The sequence below is a fragment of the Rhizobium album genome (assembly GCF_003122325.1).
Lineage (GTDB): Bacteria > Pseudomonadota > Alphaproteobacteria > Rhizobiales > Rhizobiaceae > Metarhizobium > Metarhizobium album.
Window position 1 is genome coordinate 418,913 of the sequence record NZ_QFBC01000004.1, and the last position, 15,477, is coordinate 434,389.

Consider the following 15,477-nt stretch of genomic DNA (forward strand, 5'->3'; position numbering starts at 1 on the left):
CTGACAGCAGGCGCGTCTAGGGTCGCTGCATCCAAAACAAAGGAGCACGACCCATGACACTGCCCAATCTCATCATTCTCTACGTCAAGGACACCAAGGCGAGCACCGCCTTCTACCGCAGGCTTTTCGGTCGGGAGCCGGCTGTCGAAGCGCCCAATTTCACGGCCTTCCCGCTCGACGGCGGTTTTACCCTCGGGCTTTGGGCGGAAGCAAACGTCAAGCCGGATGCGAGGGGAAGCGGTGCGCGCAGCGAAATCGCCTTCACGCTCGACGGCAAGGGTGCCGTCGCCGCAAAGTACGAACAGTGGAAGGCTGACGGCTACGATATCGAACAGCCGCTGACGACCATGGATTTCGGCCCGACCTTCGTCATCAACGATATTGATGGCCACCGCATTCGCGTCTGTGAGCCGGATAAATAATCTGTTTCATGGAGCCATTTTCGGCATGGAACCCGGCCTGTCGTCCAACGACGCCAGGCTGGCTTGCGCGCCAGGCATCACGTGTTTCGCGGCGTTCCCTGGTGAAAGGCCATGCGCCATTGCCCATCGGACCATGTCCAGATCGAGCTGCGCAAGGTCTGCCGTTCGCCTTCCCCGTCGGCGCCCTGCCGGCGGGTTAGATAGGTTAGAAGGACTGCACCGGGTGCTATCACCGTCAGCGCGTAATCGGAGGCGACGGGCGCCGCCGCTTCCGAAATTTCACTTTCTTCCGCCAGAAGCCTGATCGTCTGCTCACGGCGATAGACCCGTCCGGAACTGCCGAACTCGAAGAAATCCGGTGCCAGAAGTTGCTCGACCGCTTCCGGCGACCGCCGGACATCCGGTCGATGCAGCGCTTCTTCAAGCCGGCGGATGTCTTCGAGTTGTGGCATTTCGCTCATCATCTCCGCCCTGACGGTGAAAAACGCTTAAAGCTCACCCCGCATCGGATGGCCCTTGTAGACCCCGAGGATGCGAACCTTCTCCGAGAAGAACCGCAGTTCCTCCAGCGCCCGGCGCACGTTCGCATCGTTGGGATGTCCCTGGATGTCGGCATAAAACTGCGTCGCCACGAACTTGCCGCCAAGCTGGTAGCTTTCGAGCTTGGTCATGTTGATGCCGTTGGTGGCAAAACCGCCGAGCGCCTTGTAGAGCGCTGCCGGAATGTTGCGGACGTTGAAGACGAAGGTGGTGACGATCATCTCTTCCGGCGTCGTGCGCGAGATCCAGTTCTCGTCGCGCGACAGGATGACGAAGCGGGTGACATTGTTTTCCGTGTCCTCGACGTTTTCGGCGATGATGTCGAGGCCGTAGAGGTCGGCGGCCAGCCGCGGCGCCAGGGCGGCCATCGTCCGGTCGCCGCGTTCGGAGATCAGCTTGGCGGCACCGGCGGTATCGCCGGCGACCACGGCCTTCCAGCCGTTGTGGCGGATGATCTTGCGGCACTGGCCGAGCGCATGAATATGGCTATGGACGGTGCGGACCTCGTCCTTGCCGACGCCCGGCAGAACCATCAGCTGGAACCGGATCGGCATGAAATATTCGCCGACGATGTGCAGCCGCGATTCCGGCAGCAGGTAGTGAATATCGGCGACACGACCGGCGATGGTGTTTTCGATCGGGATCATCGCCAGATCCGCCTCGCCGCTTTCGAGCGCCACGAACGCATCCTCGAAAGTGGGGCACGGCAGCGGCTCCATGGAGGGAAACATGTCGCGGCAGGCCATGTCGGAATTGGCGCCGAAGTCGCCCTGGAAGGCGATGCGGTTTGTCTTGGCTATCATGGGAATATCCGTCAGAGAGTGCGCGCGGACACAATATGCCGCGCCTTTTCGAGGTCGGCGGGAGTATCGACGCCGAGCGGCACCGAGTCAACGATTTCGACGTCGATGCGCATGCCCGCCTCCAGCGCCCGCAACTGCTCGAGCGATTCGCGCTTTTCGAGCGCCGAAGGCCCGAGCGAGACGAATCTTTCCAGCGCCCGGCGCCGATAGGCATAAAGGCCGATATGGTGATAGAGCGGTCCCTTGCCGTAAGGCGCGGTGGCACGGGTAAAATACAACGCCTTGAGCCGGCTGTCGGAGAGCGGCGAACCGACCACCTTGACGATGTTCGGGTTGAGCTTGTCGTCCTCGTCCCTGATCTCGACCGTCAGCGTGGCGATATCGACCTCCGGCGTTGCGAGTGGCCGGAGTGCGGCGCGGATGGTCTCCGCCTCGATCGTCGGCAGGTCTCCCTGAACATTGATGACGGTTTCGGCGCGGCCTTGCGGATCGGCGGCCTGCAGGGCCTCGAAAATGCGGTCGGAACCGGACTGGTGATCGACACGGGTCATCACCGCCTCGAAACCGGCTGACGTCACCGCATCGAAGATATCGGCATGGTCGACGGCGACGATGATTCGCCCGACGGCCGCTTCCGCAGCCCGGCGCGCCACCTGGACGATCATCGGCGCGCCGCCGATATCGGCCAGCGGCTTGCCCGGAAGGCGCGTCGAGGCCATCCGGGCCGGGATCAGAACCAAAGTTCGCTCAAAAATTTCTTTATTCATGGCCCGGCCTTCTAATCCCCGGAAAAAGGTGGCAAAAAGTCTCAGTCCGGTGATGACAATCACTGTTGCAACTGCGGATCAAAAGACATAGGTTCCGCGCGATTTCAAGATGGGACCGGTTTGCGGTCTGCCGGGGTGCAAGGGGAGCATTTGTAGATGAATTCATACGTGAATATGGGCGTTGGCGCGTTGCTTGGCACCGTCTTTGTCCTGATGTCCGTGTCCATCGCCTCGGAAGGAATTTTCCATTCGCCGGAACCCGAGAAGGAAGGTTTTGCGATCGTCGCCGAAGAAGGCGCGAGCGAAGGCACCGGTGGCGAAGCTGCCGCTGCCATGACCCCGATCGCGGCCCTTCTGGCGAAGGCCGATGCGAAGGCCGGCGAGGCTGTGTTCAAGAAGTGTCAAAGCTGTCACACCGACACCAAGGACGGACCCAACAAGACGGGTCCCAATCTTTGGGGTGTCATCGCGCGTCCGGTCGCTTCGCATGAAGGTTTTGCCTATTCGGCAGGCATGAAGGACTTTTCCAAAGGCGGTTCGGTGGTCTGGGACTTCGATCACATGAACCACTTCCTGCTGGCACCGAAAAAATTCGTCCCGGGCACAGCCATGGGTTTTGCCGGCCTGAAGAAGGACGACGAACGCGCCAACCTGATCCTTTATCTGCACACCATGTCCGACAGCCCGGTTCCGCTGCCCGATCCGGCGGCTGCCGATACGCTGGCGGTCACGCAGTAAGCTTCGGTTTCACCGTTATTTTCGAGAACCCGGCCGCGACAGCGAGCCGGGTTTTTGTTGCCTGCCTCACTGCCCGAGCAGCAGGCTCCAGAAAGACACGGAGATGACGCCCAGCGCCGTGGTCATGGTGATGGTCGAGGCGGCGAGGCTATGGCCGACGCCGAAACGGTTGGCGATCAGCCAGGCGTTGACGCCCGTCGGCACCGAGGAGGTCAGCACCATGGCCGCCGTCCATTCAGGGCTGAGGCCGAGGAGGCGGCTTGCTGCCCAGACGCTCGCCGGCAGGAGCAGCAGTTTCAGCACCGACATGGTGCCGGCAATGCCGACATTGCCCGATATGCCGTATTTGCGCAGCGCCATCCCCAGCGAGATCAGCGCCGCCGGTCCGGCCATTCCGGCGATCTGATCGACCACCACCTTGGCGACACCGGGCATCGGCAGGCTCGACACGTGGAAGACGACACCCAGGAGCAGGCCGATGACCAGCGGATTGCGCACGAGATTGATCCCGACCTGGCGCAGCAGCAGGGCGAGGTCGCGCTTTTCGCCGCCCTTTTCCTTGCGCTCGGCATTTTCCATCAGCACCGTGCCGACGATCATCATCACCGGCAGGTGCACGGCAAGCAGGATCGACAGGGCAACCACCCCGTCATCGCCCACCGAACGGCCGACCAGCGGCAGGCCGATGAAGACATTGTTGGCGAAGGCGGAGGAGACGCCGGCCAGCACGCCGATACGCGAATCACGCTTGAACACCATCGTCGCCAGGAAATGCCCCGCCGCCCAGGTGACCGCCACGCCGGAAAAATAGGCGATCCACAGGCGAAACGGTGAAGCGCCATGGAAATTCGCCTCGGCAATGGTGCGGAACAGCAGGACCGGCACGGCGATCTTGAAGACGAAATCGCCGAGTGCGTCGCCGATGCCATCCTTGAGCAGGCCGGTGCGGACGATCAGCCAGCCGATCAGGATCAGGATGAAGACGGGGAGAACATTGAGCAGGATGGGAGACATGCGCGGAGGGCTTTCGCAGGCGAAGGTCGCTCGGCTGTAAAGGAAGTCGGCGCGCCGTACAAATGCTTTGGGCATCGAACCGTTGCCAGGAAGCGGACAAACAAAAAGCAGGGGAGTTACCGCCCTGCTTTCCATTGCCGGTCCTGCCGGCTCTCGAGCCACTTGCTGCTGCCAGTTCATCCGTGGTCAACAGAAGCAACGTCGAAATGCGGGTCATTCATGACCCGAACGCCAACCGGAGACCCGAAGGTTTCCGTCCATGTCGGCGACACTTGCGGTGCACCATAAGGGGGAATCGTGACGCAAGTATGACGCGCATGAGTTTTTCGGCCGTGCCTGCCGATACTCTTTTTTCTTCCAAACTTCAAAGAATCCGCTATGACCAGACCCCGGCTACCACCCACAGCCCGACACGGGCGGTCAACTCCGGGATCTTCTCTTCATGGCGAAATTCGACGTTCTCACCATTGGCAATGCCATCGTGGATATCATCGCGCGTTGCGACGACGCCTTCCTCACCGAGAACGCCATCACCAAGGGCGCCATGAACCTGATCGATGCCGAACGGGCGGAACTGCTCTATTCGCGCATGGGACCGGCGCTCGAAGCCTCCGGCGGCAGCGCCGGCAACACGGCGGCAGGTGTTGCCAATTTCGGCGGCCGCACCGCCTATTTCGGCAAGGTGGCCGAAGACCAGTTGGGCGACATCTTCATCCACGACATCCGCGCCCAGGGCGTCTATTTCGAAACCAGGCCGGAAGGCACCTCCCCGCCGACCGCCCGCTCGATGATCTTCGTGACGCCGGACGGCGAGCGCTCGATGAACACCTATCTCGGCGCCTGCGTCGAGCTCGGCCCGGAGCATGTCGAGGCCGAGGTCGTCGCTGAAGCCAAGGTCACCTATTTCGAGGGCTATCTCTGGGATCCGCCGCGCGCCAAGGAAGCCATCCTTGAGTGCGCCCGCATCGCCCATGAGAACGGCCGGGAAATGTCGATGACGCTCTCCGACAGTTTTTGCGTCGGCCGCTACCGCGCCGAATTCCTCGACCTGATGCGCAGCGGCACGGTGGACATCGTCTTCGCCAACCGCGACGAGGCGCTGTCGCTCTACGAGACCGACGATTTCGACCTGGCGCTGACGAAGATCGCCGCCGACTGCAAGCTGGCCGCAGTGACGATGAGCGAGGACGGCGCGATGATCGTGCGCGGATCGGAACGCATCCACGTGCCGGCGACGACCATCCACCAGCTGGTCGACACGACGGGCGCCGGCGACCTGTTCGCCGCCGGTTTCCTCTACGGCTATACCCAGGGCCGTTCGCTGGAAGATTGCGGCAAGCTCGGCTGCCTGGCAGCCGGCATCGTCATCCAGCAGATCGGCCCGCGGCCGATGAGCTCGCTTTCGGACGCCGCAAAGGCCGCCGGTCTTATTTGAAGGCTTCGCCCGGATAGGCGCCCCAGACTTCCGTCTGCGCCACCCAGCCATCCGTGCCGTCGGCATCGGCATGGCACCATTCGCCGTTGCATTCGCCGACCTTCAGCACCACGCCGGGCTCGACCTTGGCGATGACGGTGCCCGAAGGCTGCGGATCGCGGCGCATGTTGACGAAGATCGCTTCGCCCTTGCCGCGCATCCACGGGGCGGCGATCGCCGTACGCTCGCCGGACAGAAGCGAATGGTTGACCCAGCCTTCCGTGCCGTCGGCGTCGCGGATGCGGCGCCAGTTGTCATATTCCTGGATGATCTCCACCGGCAGGCCCGACTTCAGGTACATCCACGAGACGGCATAGGCCGTGCCGGGACCGACCCGGAGATTGACTTTTTTCGACTTCAGGCTCACGAAACGCGGCAGCGGCAGGCCGCTGGCGCCCTTGGCGGCGCTCTGCGCTTCGGCGCTCGAAAAGCTGGCCGCCAGAACGGCCAGGCCGATGGTGAGGGCAATGCTGGATCTGACGAGAACACGACGCATGGTACTTATCCGTTGTTCCGGTTTATCGAAGGCTTATGATTTGATTTCCTTACCTTTCCCGGCTCCGCCCACAAAACCGGCGGCCGTGGCTGCGAGTTTTGTTTGTCTTCGCGGACGGGAATGATAGAAAATGCCCTGAACGGGAGAATTATCGCCCAGCTTGGTTAAAGACCTCTGAACAAGGCACCGAACGGCCACCATGACAGCGAAGAAAAAACCCAAGGTCTACATCACCCGCAAGCTGCCGGACGCGGTGGAAACGCGCATGCGCGAGCTCTTCGACGCCGAGCTGAACATCGACGACACGCCGCGCACGCAGCCGGAGCTGGTGGCGGCGGTGAAGGGCTGCGACGTGCTGGTGCCGACCGTTACCGACCGGATCGACGCCGCATTGATCGAGCAGGCCGGCCCGGACCTGAAGCTGATCGCCAGCTTTTCCAACGGCACCGACCATATCGACGTCGAGGCGGCGGCGCGCAAGGGCATCACCGTCACCAACACGCCGAACGTGCTGACCGAAGACACTGCCGACATGACGATGGCGCTGATCCTCGCCGTGCCGCGCCGGCTGGCCGAAGGTGCGAGGGTGCTGACCGACAAGCCCGGCGAATGGGCCGGCTGGTCGCCGACCTGGATGCTTGGGCGGCGGATCTGGGGCAAGCGTATCGGCATCATCGGCATGGGCCGCATCGGCACCGCCGTCGCCCGCCGCGCAAAGGCCTTCGGCCTGTCGATCCATTACCATAACCGCAAACGTGTCAGCCCGGCGACCGAAGACGAGCTGGAAGCGACCTATTGGGACAGCCTCGACCAGATGCTCGCCCGCGTCGACATCGTTTCCATCAACTGCCCGTCGACGCCGGCGACCTTCCACCTGCTGTCGGCCCGCCGCCTGGCGCTGCTGCAGCCGACCGCCTACCTGGTCAACACCGCCCGCGGCGACGTGATCGACGAAGCGGCGCTGATCAAATGCCTGCGCGAAGGCAAGCTCGCCGGCGCCGGCCTCGACGTCTTCGAAAACGAGCCGGTGGTCAATCCGAAGCTGGTGAAGCTGGCGAACGAAGGCAAGGTGGTGCTTTTGCCGCATATGAGCTCGGCGACGATGGAAGGCCGCGTCGAGATGGGCGACAAGGTGATCATCAACATCCGCACCTTCTTCGACGGCCACCGCCCGCCGAACCGGGTGCTGCCGGGGCGGTGACGGGCGCTTTCGCGTGCCCGATTGTCGGACAAGGACTATGGAATGAGAGGGCGCCCCTTGCCCCTTTTCCCCTCGGGGAGAAGGTGTAGAGGCAGCCGTCATGCCGGCTGCCTCACCCGCCGACGCCTGTATTTGACCGTATCGAACCGCGCCGTCAGCGAATCATACATCAGCAGCCGGCCGACCAGGGGTTCGCCGGCACCGGTGACCAGCTTGATCGCCTCCATGGCCATCAACGTGCCGATGACACCCGTCAGCGCGCCGATGACGCCGGCTTCGGCGCAGGACGGCACGAGGCCTGCCGGCGGTTTTTCCGGAAACAGGTCGCGGTAGGAGGGATAGAGGGCGCCTTCGGCATCGGCCTCATAGGGTTTCAACACAGTCAGCGAACCATGGAAACGGCCGACGGCGCCGCTGACCAGCGGGATTTTTGCTGCTTCCGCCGCATCCGCCGCCGCATACCGCGTGTCGAAATTGTCCGAACCGTCGATGAGCAGATGGAAGCCGGCAAGCTGCCGGCCTGCCGTTTCCGGCGTAAACCGCTCCTCGAAACGGATGACGGTGACATGCGGATTGAGCCGGGCGATGGCGTCGGCGGCACTCTGCGACTTCAGTTCGCCGATGGTGCCGGTGTCGTGGATGACCTGTCGCTGCAGGTTGGAGAGCGAGACGCGGTCGTCGTCGGCGATGCCCAGCGTGCCGATACCGGCGGCGGCGAGATATTGCAGGATCGGCGCGCCCAGCCCGCCGGCGCCGACAACCAGGACGCGGGCGCGCTTCAGCCTCTGCTGGCCGGCACCGCCGACTTCCGGCAGCAGGATGTGGCGGTGATAGCGGGCGATTTCTTCAGAGCTGAGCGTATCCATGGCCGAGCTATAACACCCTTCCCGCGCCCGCGAAACGGCCTGGCCTCAGCCCTCCAAGGTGCCGCCGGAAACGGTGAAGAACTGCGCACGGTCGCTAAGAGCACCAAACATCGCCCGGTCGGTGCCGGTCATGAAGGCCTGGCCGCCAAGCCCGTCGACGAGGTCGAACAAGGCGGCACGACGGCCTTCGTCGAGATGGGCGGCGATTTCGTCGAGCAGCAGCACCGGCGCATGGCCGGTCATATTGGCGACCAGGCGGGCATGGGCGAGGATAAGGCCGACCAGCAGGGCCTTCTGCTCGCCTGTCGAGCACCGTTCCGCCTCGATATCCTTGGCCTTGTGGCGCACCAGCAGATCGGCACGGTGCGGGCCGTCCAGCGTTCGGCCGGCGGCGGCATCGCGGTGGCGGCCGTCGCGCAGCAGGGCGGCGTAATCATCTTCCAGATCGATGGCCGGGCGGTCGAACTGGTTGTCGAAGAAGCCGGAGAGTTCCAGCACGGCCGAGGGGAAAGGCATTTCCTCATGGCGCTCGTCGATGAGCCGGCTCAGCAGGCCCAGCATTTCCTGCCGCGCCAGCGCCATGGCGACGCCGAGGCTCGCCATCTGGTTTTCGATGCCGGTGAGCCAGGCAGGATCGAAGCGGCCTTCCGACAGCAGGCGGTTGCGGCTGCGCATCGCCCGCTCGAAATCGCCGGCGCGGCGGCCGTGCGCCGGGTCGAGCGACAGGACCAGGCGGTCGAGGAATCGCCGGCGGTCGGAGGAGGTGCCGGTGAACAGCCCGTCCATCGCCGGCGTCAGCCAGAGGACGCGCAGGTGATCGGTCAGTTCGTCGATCGTCTTCGCCGCCGTGCCGTTGAGCCGGAGTTTGCGCGAGGTCGATTCGTCGCTGCTCTCGATGCCGGTGCCGATCGCCACCTCGCCTTCCATCCCGTCGACATCGGCAAAGATGGCGAAGCCGCCTGCCGCGCCGACACGGGTGATGTCGGCATAAGCGGCGCGGCGCAGGCCGCGGCCAGGCGACAGGAAGGAGACTGCTTCGAGCAGGTTGGTCTTGCCGGCGCCGTTATCGCCGGTCAGCACTACATGGCGAGCGTCGAACGTCAGTGCCACTTCCGCATAATTGCGGAAATCCGTGAGCTTCATGCGGCCCAGGCTGACCTTGTGCACCATATTTTCATCCCGGACCGGCCGAACGTTTCGGGGCAGAGCTATGCCGAACGGGCCGCAATGGCAAGGTCAGGCGATCATTTCGCCAGCATGTTGGCCAGCATGAAGCCGGAACCCGCGCCGGTGCCGGCACCCGGCCAGGTGGCGGCGCCGCAGAGATAGAGCGATTTCACCGGCGTCTTGTAACGCGAATAGCCGGCGACCGGGCGGAACAGGAAATTCTGGTCGAGATGATGGCTGCCGGAAAGATTGTCGCCGCCAATGAGATTGGGATTTTCGCGCTCCAGGTCAAGCGGCGAAAACACCGAGCGGCCGAGGATTTTTGCGCCTAGGCCCGGCGCATAGGTTTCCAGCAGGGCGAGGACACGGTCGGCATAGGCTTCCTTGGCGCCGTCCCAATCGGTCGCGCCGATCTCGCCCCTGGCATCGCCGCGGATTTCCGCCGGCAGCACGCGCACCTGCACCCAGAGCACATGCTTGCCATCGGGCGCCCGCGACGGATCGAGCGCTGTCGGCTGGCCGACCACCAATGCCGGTTCGGCCGGCAGCAGGCCGTTCATGGCTTCCGCATAGACCCGCGACATCATTTCGAGATCGGGCGCGACATGCACATACGCAAAATTCTTCAAAGCCTCGCCCGCCTTCCAGTCCGGCAGGCCATCGAGCGCCAGATGGATCATCATCGTGCCCGGCCCGGCCCGGAAGGCCTCCACCTTCCTGTCGAAGGTTTCGCGCTCGGCGACCTTGGGCAGGAGCTTGCCGAAGACAAGCTTTGGATGGGCGTTGGCGATGACCGCCTTGCGCGCCGAGAGAAGCCGGCCATCGGCCAGCCTTACGCCGCTTGCCGAACCGCCGGAAAGCTCGATCTGTTCCACCGGCGTGCCGAGGATGATCTCTCCGCCCTTGGCGGTGAACAGGCTGGTCATCGAGGTGATGATCGTATCCGCCCCACCCTGGCCGATCACCATGCCGAAGGCCTGGTTGGCCATGGATTCGAGATAGGGGAACAAGGCACCGCCGGCGACATCGGGGGCGAAATCGAGATGCAGGCCCCAGGCGGCCATCATCGTCTTGACCTTGGCGTGCTCGAATCGGCTGTCGAGGAAATCGCGCGGCGAAGCGAGCAGCAGCCGGGCCGTGTCGTAAAGCCACCCCGTGCCCTTTTCGCGCCACGCCTTCCACGCCACTTTGGCCGCCTTGAACGACGGCATCGGTGCGCCGAGCAGTCCAAAAATATGCGGCGCATCGCCACCAAAATCCTGCAGCATCTGCCGCCAGGCCGCCGCATCCTTCTGCGACAGCGCTGCGATGCCGGCGGCGGTCTTTTCCAGGTCGGTGCTGACGCCGAGATAGCTGCCATCGCGGAAAACGCTGGCGAAACAGTCCGCCGCCGGCACGAAGCCGAGACCGTTGGCGAGGAGCGCCTCCTTGTTGGCATTGAAGAAGGCGGAGCCGGCAAACATCGACAGGTTCATGGCGCAGAGATCGTGCCGGAAGCCCGGCAGCGTCACCTCACGCGTCTTCACCGCCCCGCCGGCCACCGGCTTGCCCTCGACCACGGCAACCGACCAGCCCTTCGATTGAAGTTCGACGGCGGCGGCCAGGCCGTTATGGCCGGCACCGATCACCACGGCATCGTATGTCATCGTCATTCTCCTGCTGGGCCCCTGCTGCAGGGTTCGTTCGATACCCCGACTTTATTCGCATATGCATACATTTTTGAAAAATCGCTGCAAGCCATGGAATGCCGAAAGCGCCGGCGCATGGAGGGAAGATTGCCGGGCATTGCGCGGCAAAAGCCGATCATACGGCGTTTTCCTTGCATTTTCCGGGCCTTGTCCGCTGTCGCGACGGGGTGGAAAAACGCGCACCGCGTCGCCGGCCTGTTACTTGCAATCTCATATTTTGTGTCATAGGCTCGCTTGCCTGGAACGCTGCCGCGGGGTTTCGAGGAGGCCGGCAAGACCGTCGGCTCCCCCGTGGCGAACGCCTTCTATTTTGGGGAACAGACAATGACATCATCCGATATTCTTTCCGGTTTCGCCTCCGCGCTTCTGTCCGGCGCCGTCAAGGTCGTCGATCTCAGCGCGCCGCTCGGTCCCGATACGCCCGTGCTTTACCTGCCGCCGCAGTTCGGCAAGAACACGCCGAAGGTGAAGGTCCACACCATTTCCGAATACAACCAGGACGGTCCCTTCTGGGCCTGGAACTGGCTGGAGCTCGGCGAGCACACCGGCACGCATTTCGACGCGCCCTGTCACTGGATCACCGGCAAGGACAATCCGGAAAACACCACCGACACCATTCCGCCGAAAAACTTCGTGGCGCCGGTCAATGTCATCGACCGCTCCAAGCAGGTGGCCGCCGACGCGGATTATCTGCTGACGGTCGAGAGTATCAAGGAATGGGAAGCCGAAAACGGCGAGATCGAAGCCGGCAGCTGGGTGCTGTTGCGCAGCGACTGGTACAAGCGCAACGGCTCGACCGACACCTTCCTGAACGCCGACGAGAACGGCCCGCATTCCCCCGGCCCGACCGCCGAAGCCATCCAGTACCTGCTGGACAAGGGCATCATCGGCTGGGGTTCGGAGACGGTCGGCACCGATGCCGGTTCCGCCGGCGGCATGAACCCGCCCTTCCCGGCCCACAACCTGATGCACAAGGCCAACCGCTACGGCCTCGCCAGCCTGTGCAACCTCGACCAGCTGCCGGCCAAGGGCGCCGTGCTGATCGCCGCGCCGCTGAAATTCGTCAAGGGCACCGGCTCGCCGGTCCGCGCTCTGGCGATCGTCGCCAACTGATGGACTAAAAACCTCCTCGTCTCGCAGACAGAGGGGTTGCATCTGAAATGAGAGGGGCCGCTTGCCCCTTCTCCCCAGCGGGGGAAGGTCGCGGCAGTGGGATGAGGGGGTGCCACAAGGGAGAGCCCTAACGTGTCTCACCCCCCTCATCCGCCCTTCGGGCCGCCTTCTCCCCGGCGAGGAGAAGGCTAGGCCCCGTTCTCTCCCTGCCTAAAAAATTACGCTGAAAGAAGCCTGCCATGAGCACCCATGACTACATCATCGTCGGCAGCGGCATCAACGCGCTGGTAGCGGCGGCCGTGCTCGGCAAGAAGGGCAAGAAGGTACTCCTCCTGGAGCGCAACGACCGTATCGGCGGCTGCCTGCGCACCGAGGAGATCACCGCGCCGGGCTTCATCCACGACGTGATGGCGACGACGATGGTGCTGTTCCTCACCTCGCCCGCCTATGGGGCGCTCGGCAAGGATCTGGAGGCTCGCGGGCTGGAATTCGCCCATGCCGACCTGCCCACCGGCGTCCTGCGGCCGGATGGATCGCACATGATCTTCTCCAAGGACCGGCAGCGCAACATCGCCACCTTCGAGGCGCTGGCCGCCGGCGACGGCGCCGCATTCTCCCGCGAGATGGACAAGCTCGGCGCCGATGCGCCCTTCCTCTTCTCGCTGCTCGGCGGCGCCCTGTGGTCCGGCAACATCGCCAAGACGATGGCGAAGGAAGCGTGGAGGCGGGGCTTGCGCAATCTCGCCGGCTGGTTCGGCGAGGCGCTGATGCCGGCGCGTGCGCATCTCGAAAGCACCTACCGGTCCGAAGATATCCAGGCGCTGTGGGCGCCATGGGTGCTGCATTGCGGCCTCGGTCCGGAAAGCGCCTATTCTGCCGAGATGGTCAAGGTCATCGGTTTTGCCATCGAACTGGCCGGATGCCCGGTCGCCAGGGGCGGTGCCAAAACGCTGCTTTCCGCCTTCGAAAAACTGATCACCGACAATGGCGGCACCATCCGCACCGGCACCGATGTCGAGGCCCTGATCCAGGGTGCCGGCGGCCGTGCCACCGGGGTCCGGCTTGCCGGCGGAGAAACGCTGTCAGCCACAGGCGGGGTCATCGCCTCGGTGACGCCGACCCAACTCTACGGCCGCTTGCTGAAGGACTGGCCGGCGCCGCCCGCGGAGGTCAACGACGGCGTCAAATCCTTCCGCTACGGCAAGGGCAACATGCAGATCCATTATGCGCTGAATAGCCCGCCGCGCTGGAAGCACAATGCCGAGCTCGGCCAGGTGGCGCTGCTGCACCTGACCCCCGGCCTCGACGGCGTGTCGCGCGCTGCCAACGAGGCCGAACGCGGCATGCTGCCCGCCGTGCCGACGATCTGCGTCGGCCAGCCCGCCTCCTTCGATCCGAGCCGGGCACCCGAAGGCAAATCGATCCTCTGGCTGCAGCTTCCCGAAACGCCGCGCTTCATCAAGGGCGATGCCGCCGGCCAGCTCGACATTCCGGCGGACGGCCGCTGGAACGAGGCGCTGCGGGAAAGCTACGCCGACCGCATCGAGGCGATCCTCGAAACCCATATCGACGGGTTCCGGGAAACGGTCATTGCCCGAAAGAGCTATTCGCCGGCGGATCTGGAAACGATGAACATGAACCTTGTCGGCGGCGATCCCTATGGCGGCTTCTGCGGACTGGACCAGTTTTTCCTGTGGCGGCCATTCAAGTCTTCTGTTAACCACCGCACCCACGTGCCGGGGCTGTATCATATTGGCGCATCGACGCATCCGGGACCCGGCCTTGGCGGGGGCTCCGGTTTCCTTCTGGCTTCATCGCTGAAATAACGTCACGGAACACGGAAAGGTGTCATGGAGGATCGATTCGCAGGCATGGCGCTGAAGCGCAAGCGGGAGATGACCGAGGCGCGCCCGACCATGGGCGAGATCGGCCTCAACCATTTCGCGCCCTACCTGATGAACCGCATCATTTCCCGCTGGAACGCCAACCTGGCGGAAGAGCTGAAGCAGATGGAGATGACCACCGCCAAGATGCGGGCGCTCGCCATCCTCAGCATCACGCCGTCGGTGACGATCAACGAGCTTTCCGTCTTCGCCGTCACCGAACAGTCGACCATGAGCCGGACGCTGGATTCGCTGGAGGAGCAGGGTTACATCCGCCGCCAGCCGCGCCCCGAGGACATGCGCATCCGCGACGTGACGATCACCGAGGAGGGGCGCACCATCTTCGAGAAGGTGTGGCCGACGATGTATGATTCGCTGTTGAAGATGTTCGACGGCGTCGAGGAGGAAGAATACCGCGCCTTCATCTCGGTGCTGCACCGTATCCTGCATAACATCCGCAAGCACGAGATCTGAGGCCGGCTTCAGGCGGCCGTCACCGCCTGCTGCAGATCGACCACCGCCTTGACCGGCAGGTGGTCGGAGGCCATACGCGCCAGCGGCGTGTCATGCGTCTGGAAGCTGGAAATCAGCCCCTGGCGATTGGCGATGATGCGGTCGAGCGCCAGCAGCGGCAGACCGGAAGGGAAGCTCGGCACCGCCGGCGGCATATGCCCGAAGGCGGGATGCAGTGTGTTGAGCGAGGAGCGATCACCGAGACGCCATTCGTTGAGATCGCCGAGCAGCAGCGTCGGCGTTTCGTCGCGGCTCTTCATCAGTTCGATGATCGTATGCAGCTGCTGTGCCCGGGAACGCCTGAGAAGGCCGAGATGGGCGGCGATGATGCGCAGGCTGCCGCCCTGCTTCAAATCGATCTCGACGACGACGGCACCGCGCGGCTCCAGCCCCGGCAGCGTGACCGGGTGGAGGTCGCGCACCACGCCCTGGCGGACGAGCACGACATTGCCGTGCCAGCCATGCGCCTTGGGAAAACCGGCCGCACCGACCGAGACGAGGCCGGTTTCCCGCTCCAGATGGGCGAGATCGAGCAATCCGGCCCGTTCGCCGAACCGCTGGTCGGCCTCCTGCAGGGCGATGACGTCGGCACCGATCTCCTGGATGACGCGCGCGGTACGCTCCGGATCGAAGCGGCGGTCGACGCCGATACATTTGTGGACGTTGTAGGAGGCGACGAGCGTGCCGGACGGGGATGTTATCTGCTTGCCATCAGGACGGTTCTTCCTGTTTCGAAGCGCCTCCAGAACGGTGGAGGAAAGAGTTCCGTTCTTTCTTTGCATCTCTTCGCCG

The 15,477-nt window shown here is 63.8% G+C and carries 16 protein-coding genes; 7 read left to right on the plus strand and 9 right to left on the minus strand.

The window, feature by feature from the left end; all coding sequences use genetic code 11:
* The first annotated feature begins 53 nt into the window (after nucleotides 1–53).
* The gene (locus tag DEM27_RS12790; protein WP_109458609.1) at nucleotides 54–422 is read left to right on the plus strand and encodes a VOC family protein; all 369 of its coding nucleotides are present in this window, start codon (nucleotides 54–56) and stop codon (nucleotides 420–422) included.
* A gap of 77 nt (nucleotides 423–499) precedes the next feature.
* On the opposite strand, the gene DEM27_RS12795 is transcribed toward DEM27_RS12790, so the two are convergent.
* The 3 genes from DEM27_RS12795 to DEM27_RS12805 are packed head-to-tail and all read right to left on the minus strand — an operon-like array spanning nucleotide 500 to nucleotide 2,532.
* Nucleotides 500–874, minus strand: coding sequence for a nuclear transport factor 2 family protein (locus DEM27_RS12795; protein ID WP_245445809.1), 375 nt, complete (start codon nucleotides 872–874; stop codon nucleotides 500–502).
* Nucleotides 875–910: 36 nt separating this feature from the next.
* Complete coding sequence (locus DEM27_RS12800) at nucleotides 911–1,765, minus strand: prephenate dehydratase (protein ID WP_109458611.1); 855 nt, start codon at nucleotides 1,763–1,765, stop codon at nucleotides 911–913.
* A gap of 11 nt (nucleotides 1,766–1,776) precedes the next feature.
* Nucleotides 1,777–2,532 carry a 3-deoxy-manno-octulosonate cytidylyltransferase gene (locus tag DEM27_RS12805; RefSeq protein WP_109458612.1) on the minus strand — a complete coding sequence of 252 codons (756 nt, stop codon included), beginning with the start codon at nucleotides 2,530–2,532 and terminating at the stop codon, nucleotides 1,777–1,779.
* 156 nt (nucleotides 2,533–2,688) lie between these two features.
* Here DEM27_RS12805 and DEM27_RS12810 point away from each other — a divergent pair, with 156 nt between their 5' ends.
* Nucleotides 2,689–3,270, plus strand: a complete 582-nt coding sequence (locus DEM27_RS12810; RefSeq protein WP_109458613.1) for a c-type cytochrome — start codon at nucleotides 2,689–2,691, stop codon at nucleotides 3,268–3,270.
* 66 nt (nucleotides 3,271–3,336) lie between these two features.
* On the opposite strand, the gene DEM27_RS12815 is transcribed toward DEM27_RS12810, so the two are convergent.
* Entirely contained in the window at nucleotides 3,337–4,284 is a 948-nt protein-coding gene (locus DEM27_RS12815) for an AEC family transporter (RefSeq protein WP_109458675.1), read from the minus strand.
* A 442-nt stretch (nucleotides 4,285–4,726) separates the two neighbouring features.
* Here DEM27_RS12815 and DEM27_RS12820 point away from each other — a divergent pair, with 442 nt between their 5' ends.
* Nucleotides 4,727–5,719 (plus strand): adenosine kinase, encoded by a 993-nt coding sequence (locus DEM27_RS12820; RefSeq protein ID WP_109458614.1) that lies wholly within the window; start codon nucleotides 4,727–4,729, stop codon nucleotides 5,717–5,719.
* Here the strand turns inward: DEM27_RS12820 and DEM27_RS12825 are convergent.
* Nucleotides 5,712–6,254: an SH3 domain-containing protein gene (locus tag DEM27_RS12825; protein WP_109458615.1), complete on the minus strand. Its 543-nt coding sequence runs from the start codon at nucleotides 6,252–6,254 to the stop codon at nucleotides 5,712–5,714. The two genes, DEM27_RS12820 and DEM27_RS12825, sit on opposite strands and share 8 nt — an antisense overlap.
* A 199-nt stretch (nucleotides 6,255–6,453) precedes the next feature.
* On the opposite strand from DEM27_RS12825, the gene DEM27_RS12830 reads away from it, so the two are divergent.
* Nucleotides 6,454–7,455 carry a 2-hydroxyacid dehydrogenase gene (locus DEM27_RS12830; protein WP_109458616.1) on the plus strand — a complete coding sequence of 334 codons (1,002 nt, stop codon included), beginning with the start codon at nucleotides 6,454–6,456 and terminating at the stop codon, nucleotides 7,453–7,455.
* Between the two features lie 98 nt (nucleotides 7,456–7,553).
* Here DEM27_RS12830 and DEM27_RS12835 read toward each other — a convergent pair whose 3' ends face one another.
* The 3 genes from DEM27_RS12835 to DEM27_RS12845 form a co-directional block, all read right to left on the minus strand.
* Nucleotides 7,554–8,321, minus strand: a complete 768-nt coding sequence (locus DEM27_RS12835) for a molybdopterin-synthase adenylyltransferase MoeB (protein WP_109458617.1) — start codon at nucleotides 8,319–8,321, stop codon at nucleotides 7,554–7,556.
* A 45-nt stretch (nucleotides 8,322–8,366) separates the two neighbouring features.
* Nucleotides 8,367–9,491, minus strand: a complete 1,125-nt coding sequence (gene recF / locus DEM27_RS12840) for a DNA replication/repair protein RecF (protein WP_109458618.1) — start codon at nucleotides 9,489–9,491, stop codon at nucleotides 8,367–8,369.
* 74 nt (nucleotides 9,492–9,565) lie between these two features.
* Nucleotides 9,566–11,134, minus strand: a complete 1,569-nt coding sequence (locus DEM27_RS12845; RefSeq protein ID WP_109458619.1) for a phytoene desaturase family protein — start codon at nucleotides 11,132–11,134, stop codon at nucleotides 9,566–9,568.
* Nucleotides 11,135–11,500: 366 nt separating this feature from the next.
* Here DEM27_RS12845 and DEM27_RS12850 point away from each other — a divergent pair, with 366 nt between their 5' ends.
* The 3 genes from DEM27_RS12850 to DEM27_RS12860 all read left to right on the plus strand — a co-directional run bounded on the left by DEM27_RS12850 (nucleotide 11,501) and on the right by DEM27_RS12860 (nucleotide 14,646).
* Nucleotides 11,501–12,289: a cyclase family protein gene (locus tag DEM27_RS12850; protein ID WP_109458676.1), complete on the plus strand. Its 789-nt coding sequence runs from the start codon at nucleotides 11,501–11,503 to the stop codon at nucleotides 12,287–12,289.
* Nucleotides 12,290–12,528: 239 nt separating this feature from the next.
* On the plus strand, nucleotides 12,529–14,115 hold the full coding sequence (locus DEM27_RS12855; protein WP_109458620.1) for a phytoene desaturase family protein: 1,587 nt from the start codon (nucleotides 12,529–12,531) through the stop codon (nucleotides 14,113–14,115).
* A gap of 24 nt (nucleotides 14,116–14,139) precedes the next feature.
* Complete coding sequence (locus tag DEM27_RS12860; RefSeq protein WP_109458621.1) at nucleotides 14,140–14,646, plus strand: MarR family winged helix-turn-helix transcriptional regulator; 507 nt, start codon at nucleotides 14,140–14,142, stop codon at nucleotides 14,644–14,646.
* Nucleotides 14,647–14,654: 8 nt separating this feature from the next.
* Here DEM27_RS12860 and DEM27_RS12865 read toward each other — a convergent pair whose 3' ends face one another.
* A complete protein-coding gene (locus DEM27_RS12865; protein WP_109458622.1) occupies nucleotides 14,655–15,467 on the minus strand; it encodes an endonuclease/exonuclease/phosphatase family protein in 813 nt (270 codons plus the stop codon).
* Nucleotides 15,468–15,477 lie beyond the last annotated feature (10 nt).